General features: G+C 37.8%; 18 protein-coding genes. 13 read left to right on the plus strand and 5 right to left on the minus strand.

Annotated elements, in window-relative coordinates; all coding sequences use genetic code 11:
- Positions 1–96: 96 nt before the first annotated feature.
- The 5 genes from ACFVT8_RS20185 to ACFVT8_RS20205 all read left to right on the plus strand — a co-directional run bounded on the left by ACFVT8_RS20185 (position 97) and on the right by ACFVT8_RS20205 (position 4,089).
- Positions 97–972: a branched-chain amino acid ABC transporter permease gene (locus ACFVT8_RS20185; RefSeq protein ID WP_387084909.1), complete on the plus strand. Its 876-nt coding sequence runs from the start codon at positions 97–99 to the stop codon at positions 970–972.
- Between the two features lie 13 nt (positions 973–985).
- Complete coding sequence (locus tag ACFVT8_RS20190; RefSeq protein ID WP_387084911.1) at positions 986–1,921, plus strand: branched-chain amino acid ABC transporter permease; 936 nt, start codon at positions 986–988, stop codon at positions 1,919–1,921.
- Complete coding sequence (locus ACFVT8_RS20195; protein WP_387084913.1) at positions 1,921–2,700, plus strand: ABC transporter ATP-binding protein; 780 nt, start codon at positions 1,921–1,923, stop codon at positions 2,698–2,700. The genes ACFVT8_RS20190 and ACFVT8_RS20195 overlap by 1 nt, the downstream gene beginning before the upstream one ends.
- A complete protein-coding gene (locus ACFVT8_RS20200) occupies positions 2,700–3,407 on the plus strand; it encodes an ABC transporter ATP-binding protein (RefSeq protein WP_387084915.1) in 708 nt (235 codons plus the stop codon). Before ACFVT8_RS20195 ends, ACFVT8_RS20200 begins: the two co-directional genes overlap by 1 nt.
- 187 nt (positions 3,408–3,594) lie before the next feature.
- Positions 3,595–4,089: a cupin domain-containing protein gene (locus ACFVT8_RS20205; protein WP_387084917.1), complete on the plus strand. Its 495-nt coding sequence runs from the start codon at positions 3,595–3,597 to the stop codon at positions 4,087–4,089.
- A gap of 376 nt (positions 4,090–4,465) precedes the next feature.
- Here the strand turns inward: ACFVT8_RS20205 and ACFVT8_RS20210 are convergent, their stop codons facing one another.
- Together ACFVT8_RS20210 and rluF are read right to left on the minus strand one after the other, a co-directional pair.
- Positions 4,466–5,185, minus strand: coding sequence for a DUF6904 family protein (locus ACFVT8_RS20210; protein WP_387084919.1), 720 nt, complete (start codon positions 5,183–5,185; stop codon positions 4,466–4,468).
- Between the two features lie 22 nt (positions 5,186–5,207).
- Positions 5,208–5,909, minus strand: a complete 702-nt coding sequence (gene rluF / locus ACFVT8_RS20215; RefSeq protein ID WP_387084921.1) for a 23S rRNA pseudouridine(2604) synthase RluF — start codon at positions 5,907–5,909, stop codon at positions 5,208–5,210.
- A 355-nt stretch (positions 5,910–6,264) separates the two neighbouring features.
- Here rluF and adh point away from each other — a divergent pair, with 355 nt between their 5' ends.
- The 5 genes from adh to ACFVT8_RS20240 all read left to right on the plus strand — a co-directional run bounded on the left by adh (position 6,265) and on the right by ACFVT8_RS20240 (position 11,323).
- Positions 6,265–7,785, plus strand: a complete 1,521-nt coding sequence (adh, locus tag ACFVT8_RS20220; RefSeq protein ID WP_387084923.1) for an aldehyde dehydrogenase — start codon at positions 6,265–6,267, stop codon at positions 7,783–7,785.
- Between the two features lie 21 nt (positions 7,786–7,806).
- Entirely contained in the window at positions 7,807–8,166 is a 360-nt protein-coding gene (locus ACFVT8_RS20225) for a DUF779 domain-containing protein (RefSeq protein ID WP_387084925.1), read from the plus strand.
- Between the two features lie 177 nt (positions 8,167–8,343).
- Positions 8,344–9,306, plus strand: a complete 963-nt coding sequence (locus tag ACFVT8_RS20230) for a DUF4003 family protein (protein ID WP_387084927.1) — start codon at positions 8,344–8,346, stop codon at positions 9,304–9,306.
- Positions 9,307–9,348: 42 nt separating this feature from the next.
- Positions 9,349–10,776 carry an aldehyde dehydrogenase family protein gene (locus tag ACFVT8_RS20235; RefSeq protein ID WP_387084930.1) on the plus strand — a complete coding sequence of 476 codons (1,428 nt, stop codon included), beginning with the start codon at positions 9,349–9,351 and terminating at the stop codon, positions 10,774–10,776.
- A gap of 67 nt (positions 10,777–10,843) precedes the next feature.
- Positions 10,844–11,323, plus strand: a complete 480-nt coding sequence (locus ACFVT8_RS20240) for an acyl-CoA thioesterase (protein WP_387084932.1) — start codon at positions 10,844–10,846, stop codon at positions 11,321–11,323.
- Between the two features lie 48 nt (positions 11,324–11,371).
- On the opposite strand, the gene ACFVT8_RS20245 is transcribed toward ACFVT8_RS20240, so the two are convergent.
- Positions 11,372–12,697: a protoglobin domain-containing protein gene (locus ACFVT8_RS20245; protein ID WP_483869507.1), complete on the minus strand. Its 1,326-nt coding sequence runs from the start codon at positions 12,695–12,697 to the stop codon at positions 11,372–11,374.
- Positions 12,698–12,975: 278 nt separating this feature from the next.
- On the opposite strand from ACFVT8_RS20245, the gene ACFVT8_RS20250 reads away from it, so the two are divergent.
- On the plus strand, positions 12,976–13,185 hold the full coding sequence (locus ACFVT8_RS20250) for a hypothetical protein (protein ID WP_387084936.1): 210 nt from the start codon (positions 12,976–12,978) through the stop codon (positions 13,183–13,185).
- Positions 13,186–13,295: 110 nt separating this feature from the next.
- Here the strand turns inward: ACFVT8_RS20250 and corA are convergent, their stop codons facing one another.
- The gene (gene corA, locus ACFVT8_RS20255) at positions 13,296–14,255 is read right to left on the minus strand and encodes a magnesium/cobalt transporter CorA (RefSeq protein WP_387084938.1); all 960 of its coding nucleotides are present in this window, start codon (positions 14,253–14,255) and stop codon (positions 13,296–13,298) included.
- 49 nt (positions 14,256–14,304) lie between these two features.
- Positions 14,305–14,991 (minus strand): class I SAM-dependent methyltransferase, encoded by a 687-nt coding sequence (locus tag ACFVT8_RS20260; RefSeq protein WP_387084940.1) that lies wholly within the window; start codon positions 14,989–14,991, stop codon positions 14,305–14,307.
- A 122-nt stretch (positions 14,992–15,113) separates the two neighbouring features.
- Between ACFVT8_RS20260 and ACFVT8_RS20265 the strand changes: the two genes are divergently transcribed.
- A complete protein-coding gene (locus ACFVT8_RS20265) occupies positions 15,114–15,419 on the plus strand; it encodes a magnetosome magnetite crystal formation protein family (RefSeq protein ID WP_387084942.1) in 306 nt (101 codons plus the stop codon).
- A 204-nt stretch (positions 15,420–15,623) separates the two neighbouring features.
- Complete coding sequence (locus ACFVT8_RS20270; protein ID WP_387084944.1) at positions 15,624–16,094, plus strand: CtsR family transcriptional regulator; 471 nt, start codon at positions 15,624–15,626, stop codon at positions 16,092–16,094.
- Positions 16,095–16,104: the final 10 nt, after the last annotated feature.

A 16,104-nucleotide genomic window follows, 5' to 3' on the forward strand; every position in this document is an offset into this window, starting at 1 on the left:
TTTTAAGAGGACACAATTTACTCTATTTTCAATAATAATATGTAGTAGTAAGTCCTATTTTTGCATTTTTCAAAAAATAAAAAGGAGTGAACGCTCATGGAATGGATACAGCAGCTTGTGAATGGTATTTCACTAGGTAGTATCTACGCATTAATAGCGCTGGGATATACGATGGTATACGGGATTATTAAGCTGATTAACTTTGCCCACGGCGATGTCTTCATGATTGGGGCATTTATTGGCTTTTATGCAATTGCTAAATGGGAGCTTGGCTTCTTTCCAGCACTGTTATTGGCGATGGCGGTTTGTGCAATCTTTGGTGTTTTAATTGAACGTATTGCTTATAAGCGTTTGCGAAATGCCACACGTATTGCGGCTTTAATTACTGCAATAGGTGTATCACTATTAATCGAATATACTACTATTTTCTTCAGAGGTGCGCAACCGGCGGCATACCCTGATGTCATTACTAATAAATCATTTATTGTTTTCGGTGTTCAAATCAGTAGTACATCAATATTAATTTTATCTGTCGCAATTGTACTGATGGTTCTTTTACAATTCATCGTACATAAAACAAAAATCGGGAAAGCGATGCGTGCAGTTTCTCATGATGCCGATGCAGCACGTTTAATGGGCATTAATGTAGATAATACAATTTCAGCAACATTCGCAATTGGCTCTGCTCTAGCTGGTGCAGCAGGTGTTATCTTTGGAGTTTACTATACAAAAATAGATCCATTAATGGGTGTTATTCCAGGGGTGAAAGCATTCATCGCGGCTGTACTTGGCGGTATTGGTATTATTCCTGGGGCAATGGTAGGCGGTATGTTGCTCGGTGTTGTGGAATCATTAGTAAGTGCACTTGGATTCTCGTTATGGCGTGATGCAGCGGCATTCGTTATTTTAATTTTAATTTTAATCTTCAGACCATCGGGTATCTTCGGTAAAAATGCCCGTGAGAAAGTGTAGGTGAGCGGTGATTATGAAAAAGTCTAAAGTTTTCTGGGGCTATGCCGTATTAGCGCTAGTCATCTATGCAGTTGTTCAGGTGCTTATTTCAACGAATATTCTCGATATTTACTATCAAAATATGTTGATTACAATGTGTATTAACATCATGCTTGCGGTCAGCTTGCATATTGTTATTGGGATTACTGGTCAGTTCTCGATTGGGCATGCCGGCTTCCTAGCGGTAGGGGCATATGTTTCTGCCATTATTACAACTAAATTAATGCTTCCGTTCCCATTAGCAATTTTCTTAGGGGCACTTGCAGCAGCATTAGCAGGTTTAATAGTAGGAATTCCAACATTACGCTTAAAAGGTGACTACTTAGCAATTGCAACGCTAGGTTTTGCGGAAATAATCCGTATTGTCTTTTTAAATACGGATTATGTAGGTGGCGCAGCAGGGATGCAGGTTAAATATTTATCGAATTGGACTTATGCGTTCATAGGTGTAGTTTTAACAATTCTGGTAATCTCTAACTTTACAAATTCGCGTCATGGACGTGCATGTATCTCGATTCGTGAGGATGAAATTGCGGCAGATGCAATGGGTATTAATACAACCTACTATAAAGTTGTAGCTTTCGCGATTGGTTCCTTCTTTGCTGGTCTTGCAGGGGCCATTTTTGCACATAACTTTTACATTATTCAACCGACAACTTTCGGTTTCTTAAAATCATTTGATATTTTAATCTATGTAGTTCTTGGTGGCTTAGGAAGTCTTTCTGGATCTGTCATAGCTGCTATTTTCTTAACAGTAGTCTCAGCATATCTAGCAAACTTCCCGGAAACACGTATGATTATTTACAGTTTAGTATTAATAGTCGTAATGCTGTACCGTCCAACAGGCTTGATGGGAACTAAAGAAGTTACGGATTTATTTAAGTTTGGTAAAAAAGGAGGTACAAAATAATGACTGGAAACCTTCTTATCAATGTTGAAAACATGGGCATTCAATTTGGTGGTTTAAAGGCGGTACAGGGTGTTAATATGTACCTAAATCAAGGAGAACTAATTGGTCTTATAGGGCCTAATGGTGCTGGTAAAACAACAAGTTTCAACATGCTTACCGGAGTGTATAAGCCAACTGAAGGTACGATTACATTTGACGGTACAAAGTTGAACGGACTTGCACCATACCAAGTAACACAAAAAGGTATTAGCCGTACATTCCAAAATATTCGTTTATTTAAAGAGCTTTCTGTGTTAGATAATGTTAAGGTAGCAAACCATTCACTTGCAAAGCATTCCATGTGGTCTTCTATTTTCCGCTTACCGAAACATTTTAAAGGCGAGGCAGAAATGGAGCATCAATCTATTGAATTCCTAAAAATCTTTGGCTTAGATGTTTATAAGGATGAGCTTGCGAAAAATTTACCTTATGGGATGCAACGCCGATTAGAAATTGCACGTGCCCTGGCTGCGAAACCTAAGCTGCTTTTATTAGATGAGCCAGCAGCAGGGATGAACCCGCAGGAGACGCATGATTTAATGGAATTAATAGCGTTTATTCGTAAAGAATTTGGCTTAACAATTCTTCTAATTGAGCATGATATGAGCTTAGTTATGGGAATTTGTGAACGTATATACGTGCTCGATCACGGTCAATTAATCGCTGATGGCACACCAGAAGAAATTCGCAACAATCCAAAGGTAATTGAAGCTTACCTTGGCGAGGAGGTTATCAGCTAATGCTAAAAGTACAAAATATAGATGTATTTTACGGTAACATTCAAGCATTAAAGGGCCTCTCTTTAGAAGTAAATGAGGGTGAAATCGTAACGTTAATCGGTGCAAATGGTGCTGGTAAAAGTACATTATTAAAAACATTGTCAGGTTTATTAAAGCCAAAAGGTGGCATCATTGAATATGAAGGCTTCTCTATCGCAGGGAAGGCAGCGCAGACAATTGTAAAATCAGGCATTTCACATGTTCCAGAGGGGCGCCGTGTTTTTGCCAATATGTCCGTTGAAGAAAACTTAGAGCTAGGGGCATATCTTCGTAATGATAAAGCTGGCATCAAAAAAGATCTGGATCATGTGTATGAATTATTCCCACGTCTTTTGGAGCGTCGTAAACAGCAATCAGGTACATTATCTGGTGGCGAGCAACAGATGCTAGCGATGGGGCGAGCATTAATGGCAAAACCGAAATTGCTATTAATGGATGAACCTTCAATGGGGCTTGCGCCACTCATGGTAAAAAATATTTTTAATATTATTGAGCAAGTCAACAAAGAGGGTACAACCGTATTGCTTGTTGAGCAAAATGCGAATATGGCCTTATCAGTAGCAAATCGTGCGTACGTACTTGAAACAGGACGTATAGTATTATCAGGTACAGCACAAGAGCTTCAAGAGAGTGAACAAGTAAAGGCAGCATATTTAGGTGGTTTATAGATAGAGGGAAAAGACGTCTCAATCTTTGAGGCGTCTTTTTTTATGAGAGAAGGGAGTGAACAGACGGATAGACCAGCCAAATTGACGGAAAGAAGGTGCAAAACGACGGAAAGAAGTCAAAGCGACGAAATAGCAGTAGCATTCGCCGTTTATTATTTGGTAATGTGGACGAAAGGAGTGATATTTGATGAAGTATTCAGCACAATATTTTGTTGAGAAATTAAATTTAGCAGAGCATCCCGAGGGAGGGTATTATATATCCTCGTTTCGGGCATCTGAGGATATGGCTGTAAGGGACGTACAAAGACCAATTTATACGAGTATTTATTTCTTACTTCGTTCACAGGATATATCGCATTTACATCGTTTGCAATCGGACGAGCTGTGGTATTATCATGCTGGCAGTCCGTTAACAGTTCATATGATTTTCTCAGATGGTACATATGAGGCGAAGAAACTTGGGTTAAATGTTGAGGCAGGAGAAGTACCACAAATAGCAGTACCGAAAAATACTATATTTGGCTCATCTGTAGAGGATGCAGATACATTTAGTTTAGTAGGCTGTATGGTTGCACCAGGCTTTGATTTTGAAGACTTCGAATTATTTACACAAGATGAGCTTTTAGCTGACTATCCACAGCACGAGGAAGTTATTCGAAAAATGGCTTACACAACAATTTAAAAGAAGAAAGAAGCTGTTTCAAAGTTAGTTGAGACGGCTCATAGTGTTGAAAAATAAAATGATTAAGGGAATATTGTTAATCTAGATGAGGGTAGTTTTCGTTCCAGGCTACTCGCTTTCGCAAAGAAAATATCTGTTGTTGCTGTATCTCCGCTTTCGCACATAAAAAACAGCGTTGAAGTTTCGTTTTATCATATAGAGTGACATCAGAAGATACTTGCTATGTGAAGTGGTTGATTGGAGTGGAGACTGAGCGACTCATCGGACGCCCCCAGGAAAGCGCTCAGTCGGAACGGAAATCAACCACTCGATTTGCCCAAGCCTATACTTTATTTATAAGAGCCGTCTCAAAATTATTTGAGACGGCTCTTTTTATTCACCATAAAATAGTTTCAGGATATTTAGCTTTAATTTCGATTTCATGTAACGATTTTTTTGTAGCACTCGCCGCTTCCATGAGTTGTGATTTTAGCAGTACATATTCATCGTCTTCTAACATTAATCGGAGAGCATATGATGCTAAATGAGCTTTACGCTCTTCTAAACTGAGTTGAATATACTCTAAGTTCAGAACATCTACATACTGTGTTGCATAACGGAATGTTAATGGACTTTTAGTGTGCAGCATTCTTAAAAATACTAAGTATTCTTCCTCATTAAGTTCCTGCTCTAAACAATCAGCAACCGCTGCCTGGAATTTACGAATGGCGGCAACGTCAATATTCCAATCAGAAGAATCAATTAGCTCTTGATGCAGGCGAATGAAATCGTTTAAAGCGATAGAAGTAAAGATCAGTTCTGGCCAAAGAACCTCTGCTGCGAAATAAACATTTTTGTTTGGGAAAATTAGTTTATGCTGTGTCAGAACACTTTTATTGAGCCCATTGCTAACAAACTCAAGTTGATGCTCGCCTCTGGTAGCTTGACGTAGATTATAACAAACATTAAGAATGCGAAGGCGTGCCCCTTGATAATCATAATACTTGTTTTCATCACCAGTTATTTTGCAAATGGCATTAATAAGCTCATCTATATCCCAAAAATCACCGCTAATACGTGCGCCTGTTAACTGCTCAGTACTTTGAATTGACAGCATAATTCTATCCCCTTAAAGTGCTTTATTTTGGTGTGTAATTAAGTAGTCTGAATAGTTCTGTTCGTTCTTTATCTGTTAAGTCGCGCCATTGCCCAATTTTTAAATTGCCAAGCTTAATATTCATAATACGAATGCGTTGTAGACGCTTAACGGAGTAGCCGAGCGCTGAACACATACGACGTATTTGACGATTTAAACCTTGCTCTAAAATGATTTTAAAGACTCTATCCGATATTTTTTCAACATGACAAGGTAGGGTTGTAGTATCTAAAATATCTACACCCGCTCCCATTTTTTTGATGAATTGCTCCGTAATAGGTTTATCGACTTGTACGATATATTCTTTTTCGTGATGGTTTTCAGCACGTAAAATTTTATTGACGATGTCACCATCATTTGTCAGTAATAATAGCCCTTCTGACTCTTTATCTAGTCGTCCAATATGAAAAATACGAAGAGGGTGATTGACAAAATCAACGACATTTCCTTTTATATGACGTTCAGTTGTACTTGTAATTCCTACTGGTTTGTTTAAGGCAATATATACGAGTTGTTCTTCTTTTTTTACCTCTTTTCCATCAACACAAACCAGATCACCAGTTTCAACTTGACTGCCGACTGTAGCAAGTTCACCATTAATTGTTACTTTACCTTCTTCTACCCATTTATCCGCACCGCGACGAGATACGATGCCTGTTTCACTCAAATATTTATTAATGCGCATACTGTTCTCCTATACATTTATATTATTTTTAAGTATACATTATAGTTGGCCACACCGTGAATCCTAGAAGCTTTTCTAGCAAAAACAACCCTTCATCACGGTCTAAACAATTCACTCCTGGAAAATGTTTTTCATGAGTCTCCTCTTCGCTAATACTTCGTTTATGTACTTTCATATCAACCTACTTTTATAGATTTTAGTATTAATATAAAAAATTTAAAAAAGTTGAAATTATTTTTCGTTTCTGACAATATATTGTGTAAGAGGGTATCTATGAAAATATTGTTATTTCGATAAAAAATGACGATATTTGTAGATTATTTTCTCATTATTTTGTGTAAAGGGGAGAAGTAAAATGGTTTATGCATTTCCAAACACTGAAGGATCGGTAGTTCAATTCAAAGAGAAATATGATAATTACATTGGTGGAGAATGGACACCCCCGGTGAAAGGACAATACTTTGACAATGTTACACCTGTTACTGGACAAGTTTTTACACAAGTAGCTCGTTCTACTGCTGAGGATATTGAACTTGCGCTTGATGCAGCACATGCCGCAAAAGATGCATGGGGAAAAACATCCGCAACAGAGCGTGCAAACATTTTACTTAAAATTGCGGACCGCATAGAACAAAATTTAGAAAAGCTAGCCGTTGCCGAAACATGGGATAACGGTAAAGCGGTACGTGAGACATTAAATGCAGATATCCCTCTTGCAATTGATCATTTCCGTTATTTTGCGGGGGCTTTACGTGCACAAGAAGGCGCAGTAAGCCAAATCGATAATGATACTGTCGCTTATCATTTCCATGAGCCAATTGGGGTAGTAGGTCAAATTATCCCTTGGAACTTCCCGTTATTAATGGCTGTTTGGAAGTTAGCACCTGCACTTGCAGCTGGCAACTGTGTAGTGTTAAAACCTGCAGAGCAAACACCAACTTCGATTATGCTGCTCGTTGAATTAATAGAAGATTTATTGCCATCAGGTGTACTGAATGTTGTCAATGGCTTTGGCTTAGAGGCAGGGAAGCCGCTAGCATCGAATCCTCGCATCGGTAAAATTGCTTTTACTGGTGAGACAACGACAGGTCGCCTAATTATGCAATATGCTTCACAAAACCTTATTCCAGTTACACTAGAATTGGGCGGTAAGTCTCCAAATATTTTCTTTGAGGATATTATGGACGAAGATGATGCCTTTTTAGATAAAGCAGTTGAGGGCTTTGTATTATTCGCATTAAACCAAGGTGAAGTATGTACATGTCCTTCTCGTGCATTAATTCAAGAATCTATTTACGATAAATTTATGGAGCGTGTCCTACAGCGTGTTGAAGCGATTAAAGTTGGGAATCCACTTGATCCGAATACGATGATGGGTGCGCAAGCTTCAAGTGAGCAAATGGAAAAAATCCTTTCTTACTTAGATATTGGTAAACAAGAAGGTGCCGAATGTCTAATTGGAGGAGAGAAAAATAATGTAGGATCAGGCTTTGAAAATGGTTACTACATTAAGCCAACTGTCTTCAAAGGAAACAATAAAATGCGTATTTTCCAAGAAGAAATTTTCGGGCCAGTTGTTGCTGTAACAACATTCAAAACAAAAGAAGAAGCGTTAGAAATTGCAAATGACACATTATACGGTCTAGGTGCAGGTGTATGGACACGTGATATGAATACAGCTTATCGCTTCGGTCGCGGTATTCAAGCAGGACGAGTTTGGACAAACTGCTACCATGCTTATCCTGCTCATGCAGCGTTCGGTGGCTATAAAATGTCGGGTGTTGGTCGTGAAAACCATAAGATGATGTTAGCTCACTATCAACAAACGAAAAACCTATTAGTTAGCTACAGCGAAAACAAACTTGGTTTCTTCTAATCAATAGGGAGGTGCATGAGCGTGGTCGAGCGTGTTATAGCAACAGAAGAAGCGCTAGCACTAATCGAGTTAATGAAAGAAAAGCATGGACCCGTTATATTTCATCAATCAGGTGGATGCTGCGACGGCTCTTCGCCAATGTGTTATCCAGAGGGCGACTTACTATTAGGTGATCAAGATGTTCGCCTAGGAGAGATTGGTGGTGCTCCCTTCTATATGCATAAAAATCAATATGACTATTGGAGGCATACACAAATAATCTTGGACGTTGTCGATGGCAGAGGTGGTATGTTTTCACTTGAAGGCGTTGAAGGTAAACGATTCTTAACAAGATCAAGAGCCTTTTCAACAGAGGAGTTAAAGGAATTAGGTTTAATTTAAAGGTTTTAGTGACAGCGGCAAAAAACATTGCCGCTGTTTTTTTATGTTATTTTCGGAAAGTTCCGCTACGTTAACTACGCTAGACGGAATTAAATCAACCACTCGTTATGGCGAGCCAAAATGGATGAATCTTTTTTTTATTTTATTACGTAAATATGGAAAAGGAGCGTGTTAAACATGGACTTTGTTATGATTGAAAATCAGTTTACAAATACGGTGGAGGATGTCTCAAAGGCTGTTGGACGGACGGTAGATCGCAAAATTGTGTTAACAATTGCTAGCAAATACGTGGCGTCTGGAAAACATTTTGATTCCGTTAAATATAAAGAAGTATTACAAGAAATGAAAAAGCAAACGTCATGGACATCTCCGTTAAGAACAACGGTGGGTTATAGTATTGCTGCAAATTTGATGGAGCAAGAAGATGCAGAACAAGCAGTTAAAAATTTACTGAACAACGTTAACATAATGAAGGAAGCGAAGTTTAGAAGTGGGAACTTTAGTTTTATTGGTGCACAGTTTTTAATGGAAGAGGAAAGTGAGAAACGTGCACATGCACAGGCAGCACGTGCATTATTTGATGCAATCCGTAAACATCATAAGTTTTTAACGTCATACGATGATATTCCTTATGCTGTATTGTTAAGTAGCCCATCTGATGATGTAGAGCTACGTGCAGAAACAATGAATCGTTATTATAAAGAATTACGTACGTATAATTTTAATGCTGGTAATGAGCTTCAATGGCTATCGCAAGTACTGACTTTCTTATCACCTCAATATGATAAAAAACTAGTGCCTAATGTTGTGACAATCCGGGACACACTAAAGAATCAGGATGTAAAGGTTAAGGCGATGCACTATCCATTACTTGGCTTTTTAGCAATCCTTGAAGTGAATCAAGTACAGCTTCAACAAATTGTTGATTTATATAGTGAGCTAAAGGATATGAAACTTTTAAAATGGCATCGTGAATTTGTGTTATTTATGGCTATACAAATTGCAATTTATGATATGGTGCAGGTGCAACAGTCCTTATCAATGACGATCATGTCATCTATTGAATTATTGATTCAAGCACAGCAAGCAGCGATGTTCGCGGCAGTGAGCGCAGCAGCTGTAGCATCAAGCTCTTCGTGATAAAATAAAGAAGAACTTGATTTTTGGAGGTGCATTTGAAGGATGAAGGAAACAAAGCTTTGGATTAATGGCCAGTGGCAGCACGCAAAGGCAACATATGAGTTGAAATCACCCTATAGTGGTGAGGTTATTGCAAAGGTAGCTAAGGCGTCAATTTCTGACGTTGAGCAAGCAATAGAAGGTGCACAGGAGGCATTCCAAACGTTTAAAAAGACAACAGCCTACGAACGTGCCGAAATATTATATAAAGTGGTCGACATCATGCGCCAGCGTAAAGAGGAATTAGCTGAAATTTTGGCCTTAGAGGCGAGTAAGCCAATATCAGCAGGTTTAATAGAAATAGAACGTACAATAGCAACCTATCAATTTGCTGCTGAGGGAGCTAAGCAAGCAAAGGGTGAAATGGTACCGATGGATGCTGCACCCGGGGCAGGGGATCGCATTGGTTGGACAAAACGAGAACCTTTAGGTGTAATTTCAGCCATTGCACCATTTAATTTTCCATTTAATTTAGTGGCACATAAATTAGGTCCTGCTTTTGCGGTTGGAAATACAGTTGTCTTAAAGCCAGCGACGCAAACACCATTAAGTTCGATCGTGATGGCGGAAATTTTCCAGCAAGCAGGGCTACCTAATGGTGCGCTTCAAATAATTACAGGTAGTGGTGGTGAGCTAAGTGATACACTTGTTACTCACCCGCTTGTGAAAAAGGTGACATTCACGGGAAGTGGTAAAGTTGGATTGGGCATTAAAGAAAAAGTAGGCTTACGTAAAGTCACTTTAGAACTTGGTTCCAATGCAGCAGTAATTGTCGAGCCATCGACACCAATTGATAAAATTATTTCGCGATGTGTCGGTGGTGCCTTTAATTTTGCTGGCCAAGTTTGTATCTCCTTACAACGTATTTATGTACACTCATCTATTATTGAGGAATTTACAAAGACGTTTGTAGCTGAGACAGAGAAATTAGTGGTAGGTGATCCACTAGATACAAATACGGATGTCAGCGCAATGATTAATCCAAAAGAAGTTGAACGTATTCGACAATGGATTGAGGAGGCAAAGTCACAAGGTGCGGTAGTTGCAACAGGAGGAACATTTACTGAACGTACTTTAACACCAACTGTTATGACGAATGTGACGGCGGATATGAAAATTGTTTGTCAGGAAACATTCGCACCAATCGTCTCAATTGTTTCATATGAAACATTAGACGACGCTATTCGACTAGTGAATGAGTCGGAACTTGGCTTAAATGCTGGAATTTATACGAATGTGTTACCTGATGCATTACATGCAGCAGATGAAATACAGGCAGGTGCTGTTATTATTAATGATATTCCGACATTTAGGGTTGATAATATGCCATACGGTGGCGTAAAAATGAGTGGCTACGGACGCGAAGGCATTAAGTGGGCAATCGAGGAAATGACAGATATGAAATTTATTACGGTGAAAAAATCGTTCTAATTTGCATCAACTCTTTTTCTACGATACGATGACGAAAGAACATTCATGAAGGGAAGTTGCAAGAACTATGACAAACAACGCAATACCGATGGGCCAGTCACGTACTGTTCAAACGCGTCTCGTATTACCGCCAGATACAAATAATCACAATTCCATTTTCGGTGGAAGAGTGTTAGCTTATATTGATGAAATTGCTGCTATTACAGCAATGAAGCATGCAAAAGGGCATGTAGTTACAGCCTCTATTGATTCGGTTGATTTTTTATCGGCAGCACATGTAGGGGATATTTTAGAAATTGAAAGTATTGTTTCGTCGACTGGACGTTCTTCAATGGAAGTTTATGTTCGAGTTGTTTCACGAAACATTGAAACTCGTGAGGAAAAATTAACAACGGAATCCTTTGTAACGATGGTTGCAGTAGATGATGACGGTAAACCTAAGCCTGTTCCAGCAATTTTTCCTGAAACAGATGCAGAAAAACGTCTGTTTGAAACGGGACCAGCAAGACGAGAACATCGTAAACAAAAACGTGCATTACCGCATTAATAATGAAAAGGGAAATTGACGTATACTGTCAGTTTCCCTTTTTTACGCTTACATTTTCAACTCATTTACCACATTAATAAGTGAATCGGAAGAAGAAGATACTAGTGTAGCACCTTGTGACAGTTCAGTAATCAGGTTAGAGATTGCTGAAATATCTCTTGATGTATTGACATACTGCTGTTGAATTCCAGAAACAGCATCAGCGATATCATTAAATGATTTAGATAAACTGTTTTGTGTATCTACGCTATGTTGAATCTTTTGATCAACGTTAATAACTGAATTCGACATTGTTGTAATATTACTTTCTGTTTCTTTAATGAGATGAGAAACATTTTGTACAGCATTTTTTGTTTCTTCTGCCAGCTTACGAACTTCCTCAGCAACAACAGCAAAGCCTTTACCATGCTCACCTGCACGGGCTGCCTCGATAGAAGCATTCAATGCTAATAAGTTAGTTTGATCGGCAATTCCTGTAACTAGCCCTACAATTTCTGATATTTTTTGAGAAGATGTGCGTAACTGGTTCATCGTCACTTCGAGACTGTTTACGCTTTGCAAAATAACCTGTATTAAATCATTTTGATCTTGTAGCTGCTGTTGTCCACGTCTGGATTTTTCCTGTGTATCGGCAACGAAAGTTAAGCCTTGCTTAGTAGCTACTGCGATATCATCTGTTTGAGAAGAAATGACTAATAAAGAAGCTGCTGTTTCTTCACTAATCTCATTGAGTTCCTCTGCCGTTTTTTGAATGGTAGTAACAAGTGCATGTTTTGTGTCATCAGCTGCTGCACGAATGCGTTCTTCTTCTTTTTCATAGGCTTCAATTACAAGCTGCTGCTCGAAGTTAATGATTTTGCAAAAGGCATTGATAGCGCGTATTGCATCATGTTTCGATATATCTAACTCATTTGTAAAGCGTGTAAATGTCGTTGTTAATGATTGGAATGAGGCGATATACCACTTCGATTGTAGACCAATTCGAACATGGACTTCGGCGATTGCCTTCCGTTCATCAATATAAGAGTCATTAATATGACTTTCGAAAATATCACTTAAATGCTTATGTAAAGTAACTTTTAAACGATCGATTTGTGACGTTCTGTTTATAATATCTAACAAATCTGGGCTCAAACTAATGGCTGCATAAAATTGATCCACCATTTCAGGGACTAAATCCTTAGCTAAAGGCTGTAGTTGTTTAATGATGGCTAAATCCTCAATTGTTAAATCTAAAAGTTGCAACTGTTTTTGAAGTTTTGGATGGTTTGATATATCCAATTGTACGTTGTTCTTATAATTTTCAGGTGCTAATGTAATTGAGTAGCTAGAATCGTTCTTTTTTGTAAACCAACTCATTGTTGTTTGCTCCATTCTTTATAAATGCATAGTAAGATATAAAAAATCGAATTGCTTGGTTTGTTAATTTGCGAAAAATATGGTATTTAGTCTATTCTACTATCTTTTGTAGTAAAAATGGTTAAAATTTTAGATTATTTCTTTATTTTTTTATGGGCATTATAGAGGATTGTCGATTAAAAGTCATGAAATAGACTATTAAAAAGGTAATAGGTAAATTGAATTTGAAATAGGAAACCTGTAAAATACGAACTGTTTAGCTTGAACGTACAATAGTTTTGAGGAGGTATTACATGGAGAAGAAACGTTTCAAATTTGTTATTCCGGTTATGGTAATTGTAGCAATTGGATCGGTTTACATGTTACGAAATTACTATGCTGAAGTACCAGACTTAGATCAACTATTAATTACTATCGTTGCAACATTAGTATCTGGGGTACTCGCATACTTTTTATTTCCACAGCAAGGCGGAGATAAAATTGATGATCGTGGTCCTTACTGACAGTAAAAAGGCACCTTAGAAAAATCTCTAAGGTGCCTTTAGCTTGTCGACAAAAGTGCTCCAATCTGTGATGTTGGTCCCAAAGGAGTTACTAGCAATAAACTATCATTTTAAGATTTAAATAAACCGAACCATCCTTTAAGTTTAAAGACTCCCAACATAAATAAAACGATAAGAATCATAATAGCGAGTACGATAAAGTAGCTATATTTTCCGTGTAGCTCTGGCATATAATCAAAATTCATTCCATAAACACCTGCAATAAATGTTAGAGGAATAAAGATTGTTGAAACAATTGTTAAGGTCATCATGATGCCATTCATGCGACTAGAGCTCATCGCCATATAACTATCACGCATATCCGCTGTGAGCTCACGGTTGGATTCGATCATTTCGGTGAGTTTAAGTAGATGATCGTAAATATCTCCGAAATAAGCTCGCTCCGATTTCTTAAGTGCAAATCGGTAAGAGTTAAGGATACGATATAATAGATCACGCATTGGTAAAATGGTGCGTCGTAGATCAAGCAAATCACTACGAAATTCAAACACAACTTTCATAGCATTGGGGTTACTTTGATAAGTAAGCTCATCTTCTAGTGCATTTAAATGATCCTCAATCTTATAGACAAGCGGGAAGTAGCTATCAACGATTTTATCGATTACCTGGTATGTTAAATATACTGTGCCGCGTTCCCAATTCTTTGGCTGTTTTTCTAACATCATTTGTACTCGATCTATTTCCGGAGCTACGTTTTTATGAAATGTGACAATAAATTTATTAGAAACAAAAATGTTTACTTCCTCAGCTGTTAATTCTTCGTTAACTCTTTGGATAACAAAGAAATGGAAATCATCATAAAAATCGAGCTTTGGCCGCTGTAAACGCATTAAACAATCTTCTATAGCGAGTGGATGAAAGTGGAAAAATGTATCTAACAGTAGTTCTTCATCGTCGGTTGGACAATTAAAATCGACCCAGTACCATTCAAAGTCATTTTTGTGTATATCTTCAAGCGGAAAATCCTTTATAAGCTTTTGATCTTTTGTAATTCCAATTGTGCGTATCACAGCATTCACCTCAATTCTGTTCATTCTACCCTAGCAGGTGTATATATCTTCACAGGAAACTTTCTTTATAACATATCCAACCACCGAATAAAGTCGTAGCAAAGAACCTAGATGGTTTTGTAAAGCCTGCCTGCTGTAATAGTGATAAAATGTCCTCTTCACGCATAAATGAAAGAGAACGTATGGATTTCTCCATTTCCGCTACGTCTGATGGTGATAGCTTTGTATGTTGTAGCCAATAAGCACGCCATAAATCAAATTGTAGCTCAGTTTCTAAGGAACCAGGTTGCCCGTATTTTGAGACGAGGACAAACGGGGCACCAGGCTTTAAATTATTCGCTATTTCTTTTAATGTTGCAAGCTTCTCTTGATCGTCTTGTATAAAATGAAGTACTAATACACAGCTTGCTGCATCAAACTTTACTGCAGGTAGCTGAGTATCCAGTATAGTTCCTTGATATAAAGAAATATTATTAGGTATGGATTTTAAACGTTCACCAGCTATTTGTAGCATCGCTTCTGATGGATCTATGCCAATAAATGACCAATGAGGTCTTTCCTCAGCGAGCTGTAAAATTTCATTACCGCTTCCGGAGCCAACTACTAAAAACTCAGCTTTTTCATGTAACGCAGATTGATAAAAGGTTTGTGTTAAACGTAGCATTGCATCATAGCTAGGTAGAGTGCGACGAATACCTTTTTCGTATTCGTTTGCAAGTTTGTTATTAAATTCCATCGAGTATCACATGCCTTTCAAAAAAATTTTAAAAATCCAACTTTTATTTGAAACTATTTAAAGCAAAGTTCCGTAAATAGTAGTACATAAAATAAAAAAATTAAATGGAAGGGTTGATATAAATGGAAACTAAATGGTCTAAGGTAATCATACACGCAAGTGCGTTTTTTGCGCCATGGTTAGTACCAATTATATTTTTCTTAATTGGCTCGGATGAAGAGATAAAAAGTTTTTCTGTGCAAGCCTTATTGTTCCAAATTGTGATGTGGGTACTACTGACAATTTCGGGTATTTTAAGCTTCCTAATCATTGGTATACCGTTCTTGATTGTTTTTGGTATTATGTATTTTATTGTGCCAATTATCGGTATTGTGAAGGCTCTATCTGATGAACCTTGGCGTTACCCAATTGTTGGTCGCTGGGTATAATTTTTATAGACGCAAGTATATGCTAGTTGCATATGCTTGCGTTTTTTCTATAGCTGAAAAGGGTATCTTATAAAAAGGACAGAAAACGCTTAAATTTTTCTATGTGCGAATTAATTGCAATTATTTTCAAGCGTTTTGTATAATATACTCAAAGAAAGTCAAAGATAGTCAAAGTCAGTGAAGTAAGCGAGGTGTATTCCTAAAATGCGTAATATATCAGACATCATAGAAGGCTACTTAAAGCAAGTACTTGAATTAGGTGGAGAAGGGCATATTGAAATAAAACGTAGTGAAATTGCAGATAAATTTCAATGCGTGCCCTCACAAATAAATTATGTAATCAATACAAGATTTACTGCCGAACGAGGTTACCTTGTTGAAAGCAAACGTGGTGGTGGTGGATACATTCGAATTTTACGTGTCCGCGCGAATTCACAAATTGATTTAATCGATGATGTCCTTAGGCAAATAGACAGTGGGGCATCGCAAACAATGGCAGAAGATTTAGTTTATCGACTAATTGATGAGCAGGTAATTTCCAAGCGAGAAGCGAAAATAATGTTAGCAGCAGTTGATCGCTCAACTATCGATTTGCAACTCCCGTTAAGGGATAACATTCGAGCCAAAATTTTAAGAGCGATGCTGACAACGATTAAATATGAACAGCAAAAATAAAAGAGGTGAT

The sequence above is a fragment of the Lysinibacillus sp. NPDC058147 genome, assembly GCF_042884205.1.
GTDB lineage: Bacteria > Bacillota > Bacilli > Bacillales_A > Planococcaceae > Lysinibacillus.

Bases quoted from the DNA above. Each gene is read 5' to 3' on its own strand.
- ACFVT8_RS20205 (WP_387084917.1), top strand. From the start codon at position 3,595: ATGAAGTATTCAGCACAATATTTTGTTGAGAAATTAAATTTAGCAGAG.
- ACFVT8_RS20260 (WP_387084940.1), bottom strand. From the start codon at position 14,991: ATGGAATTTAATAACAAACTTGCAAACGAATACGAAAAAGGTATTCGT.
- rluF (WP_387084921.1), bottom strand. From the start codon at position 5,909: ATGCGCATTAATAAATATTTGAGTGAAACAGGCATCGTATCTCGTCGC.
- adh (WP_387084923.1), top strand. From the start codon at position 6,265: ATGGTTTATGCATTTCCAAACACTGAAGGATCGGTAGTTCAATTCAAA.
- ACFVT8_RS20210 (WP_387084919.1), bottom strand. From the start codon at position 5,185: ATGCTGTCAATTCAAAGTACTGAGCAGTTAACAGGCGCACGTATTAGC.
- ACFVT8_RS20185 (WP_387084909.1), top strand. From the start codon at position 97: ATGGAATGGATACAGCAGCTTGTGAATGGTATTTCACTAGGTAGTATC.
- ACFVT8_RS20240 (WP_387084932.1), top strand. From the start codon at position 10,844: ATGACAAACAACGCAATACCGATGGGCCAGTCACGTACTGTTCAAACG.
- ACFVT8_RS20200 (WP_387084915.1), top strand. From the start codon at position 2,700: ATGCTAAAAGTACAAAATATAGATGTATTTTACGGTAACATTCAAGCA.
- ACFVT8_RS20270 (WP_387084944.1), top strand. From the start codon at position 15,624: ATGCGTAATATATCAGACATCATAGAAGGCTACTTAAAGCAAGTACTT.
- ACFVT8_RS20250 (WP_387084936.1), top strand. From the start codon at position 12,976: ATGGAGAAGAAACGTTTCAAATTTGTTATTCCGGTTATGGTAATTGTA.
- ACFVT8_RS20235 (WP_387084930.1), top strand. From the start codon at position 9,349: ATGAAGGAAACAAAGCTTTGGATTAATGGCCAGTGGCAGCACGCAAAG.
- ACFVT8_RS20195 (WP_387084913.1), top strand. From the start codon at position 1,921: ATGACTGGAAACCTTCTTATCAATGTTGAAAACATGGGCATTCAATTT.
- ACFVT8_RS20230 (WP_387084927.1), top strand. From the start codon at position 8,344: ATGGACTTTGTTATGATTGAAAATCAGTTTACAAATACGGTGGAGGAT.
- ACFVT8_RS20245 (WP_483869507.1), bottom strand. From the start codon at position 12,697: ATGGAGCAAACAACAATGAGTTGGTTTACAAAAAAGAACGATTCTAGC.
- ACFVT8_RS20190 (WP_387084911.1), top strand. From the start codon at position 986: ATGAAAAAGTCTAAAGTTTTCTGGGGCTATGCCGTATTAGCGCTAGTC.
- ACFVT8_RS20265 (WP_387084942.1), top strand. From the start codon at position 15,114: ATGGAAACTAAATGGTCTAAGGTAATCATACACGCAAGTGCGTTTTTT.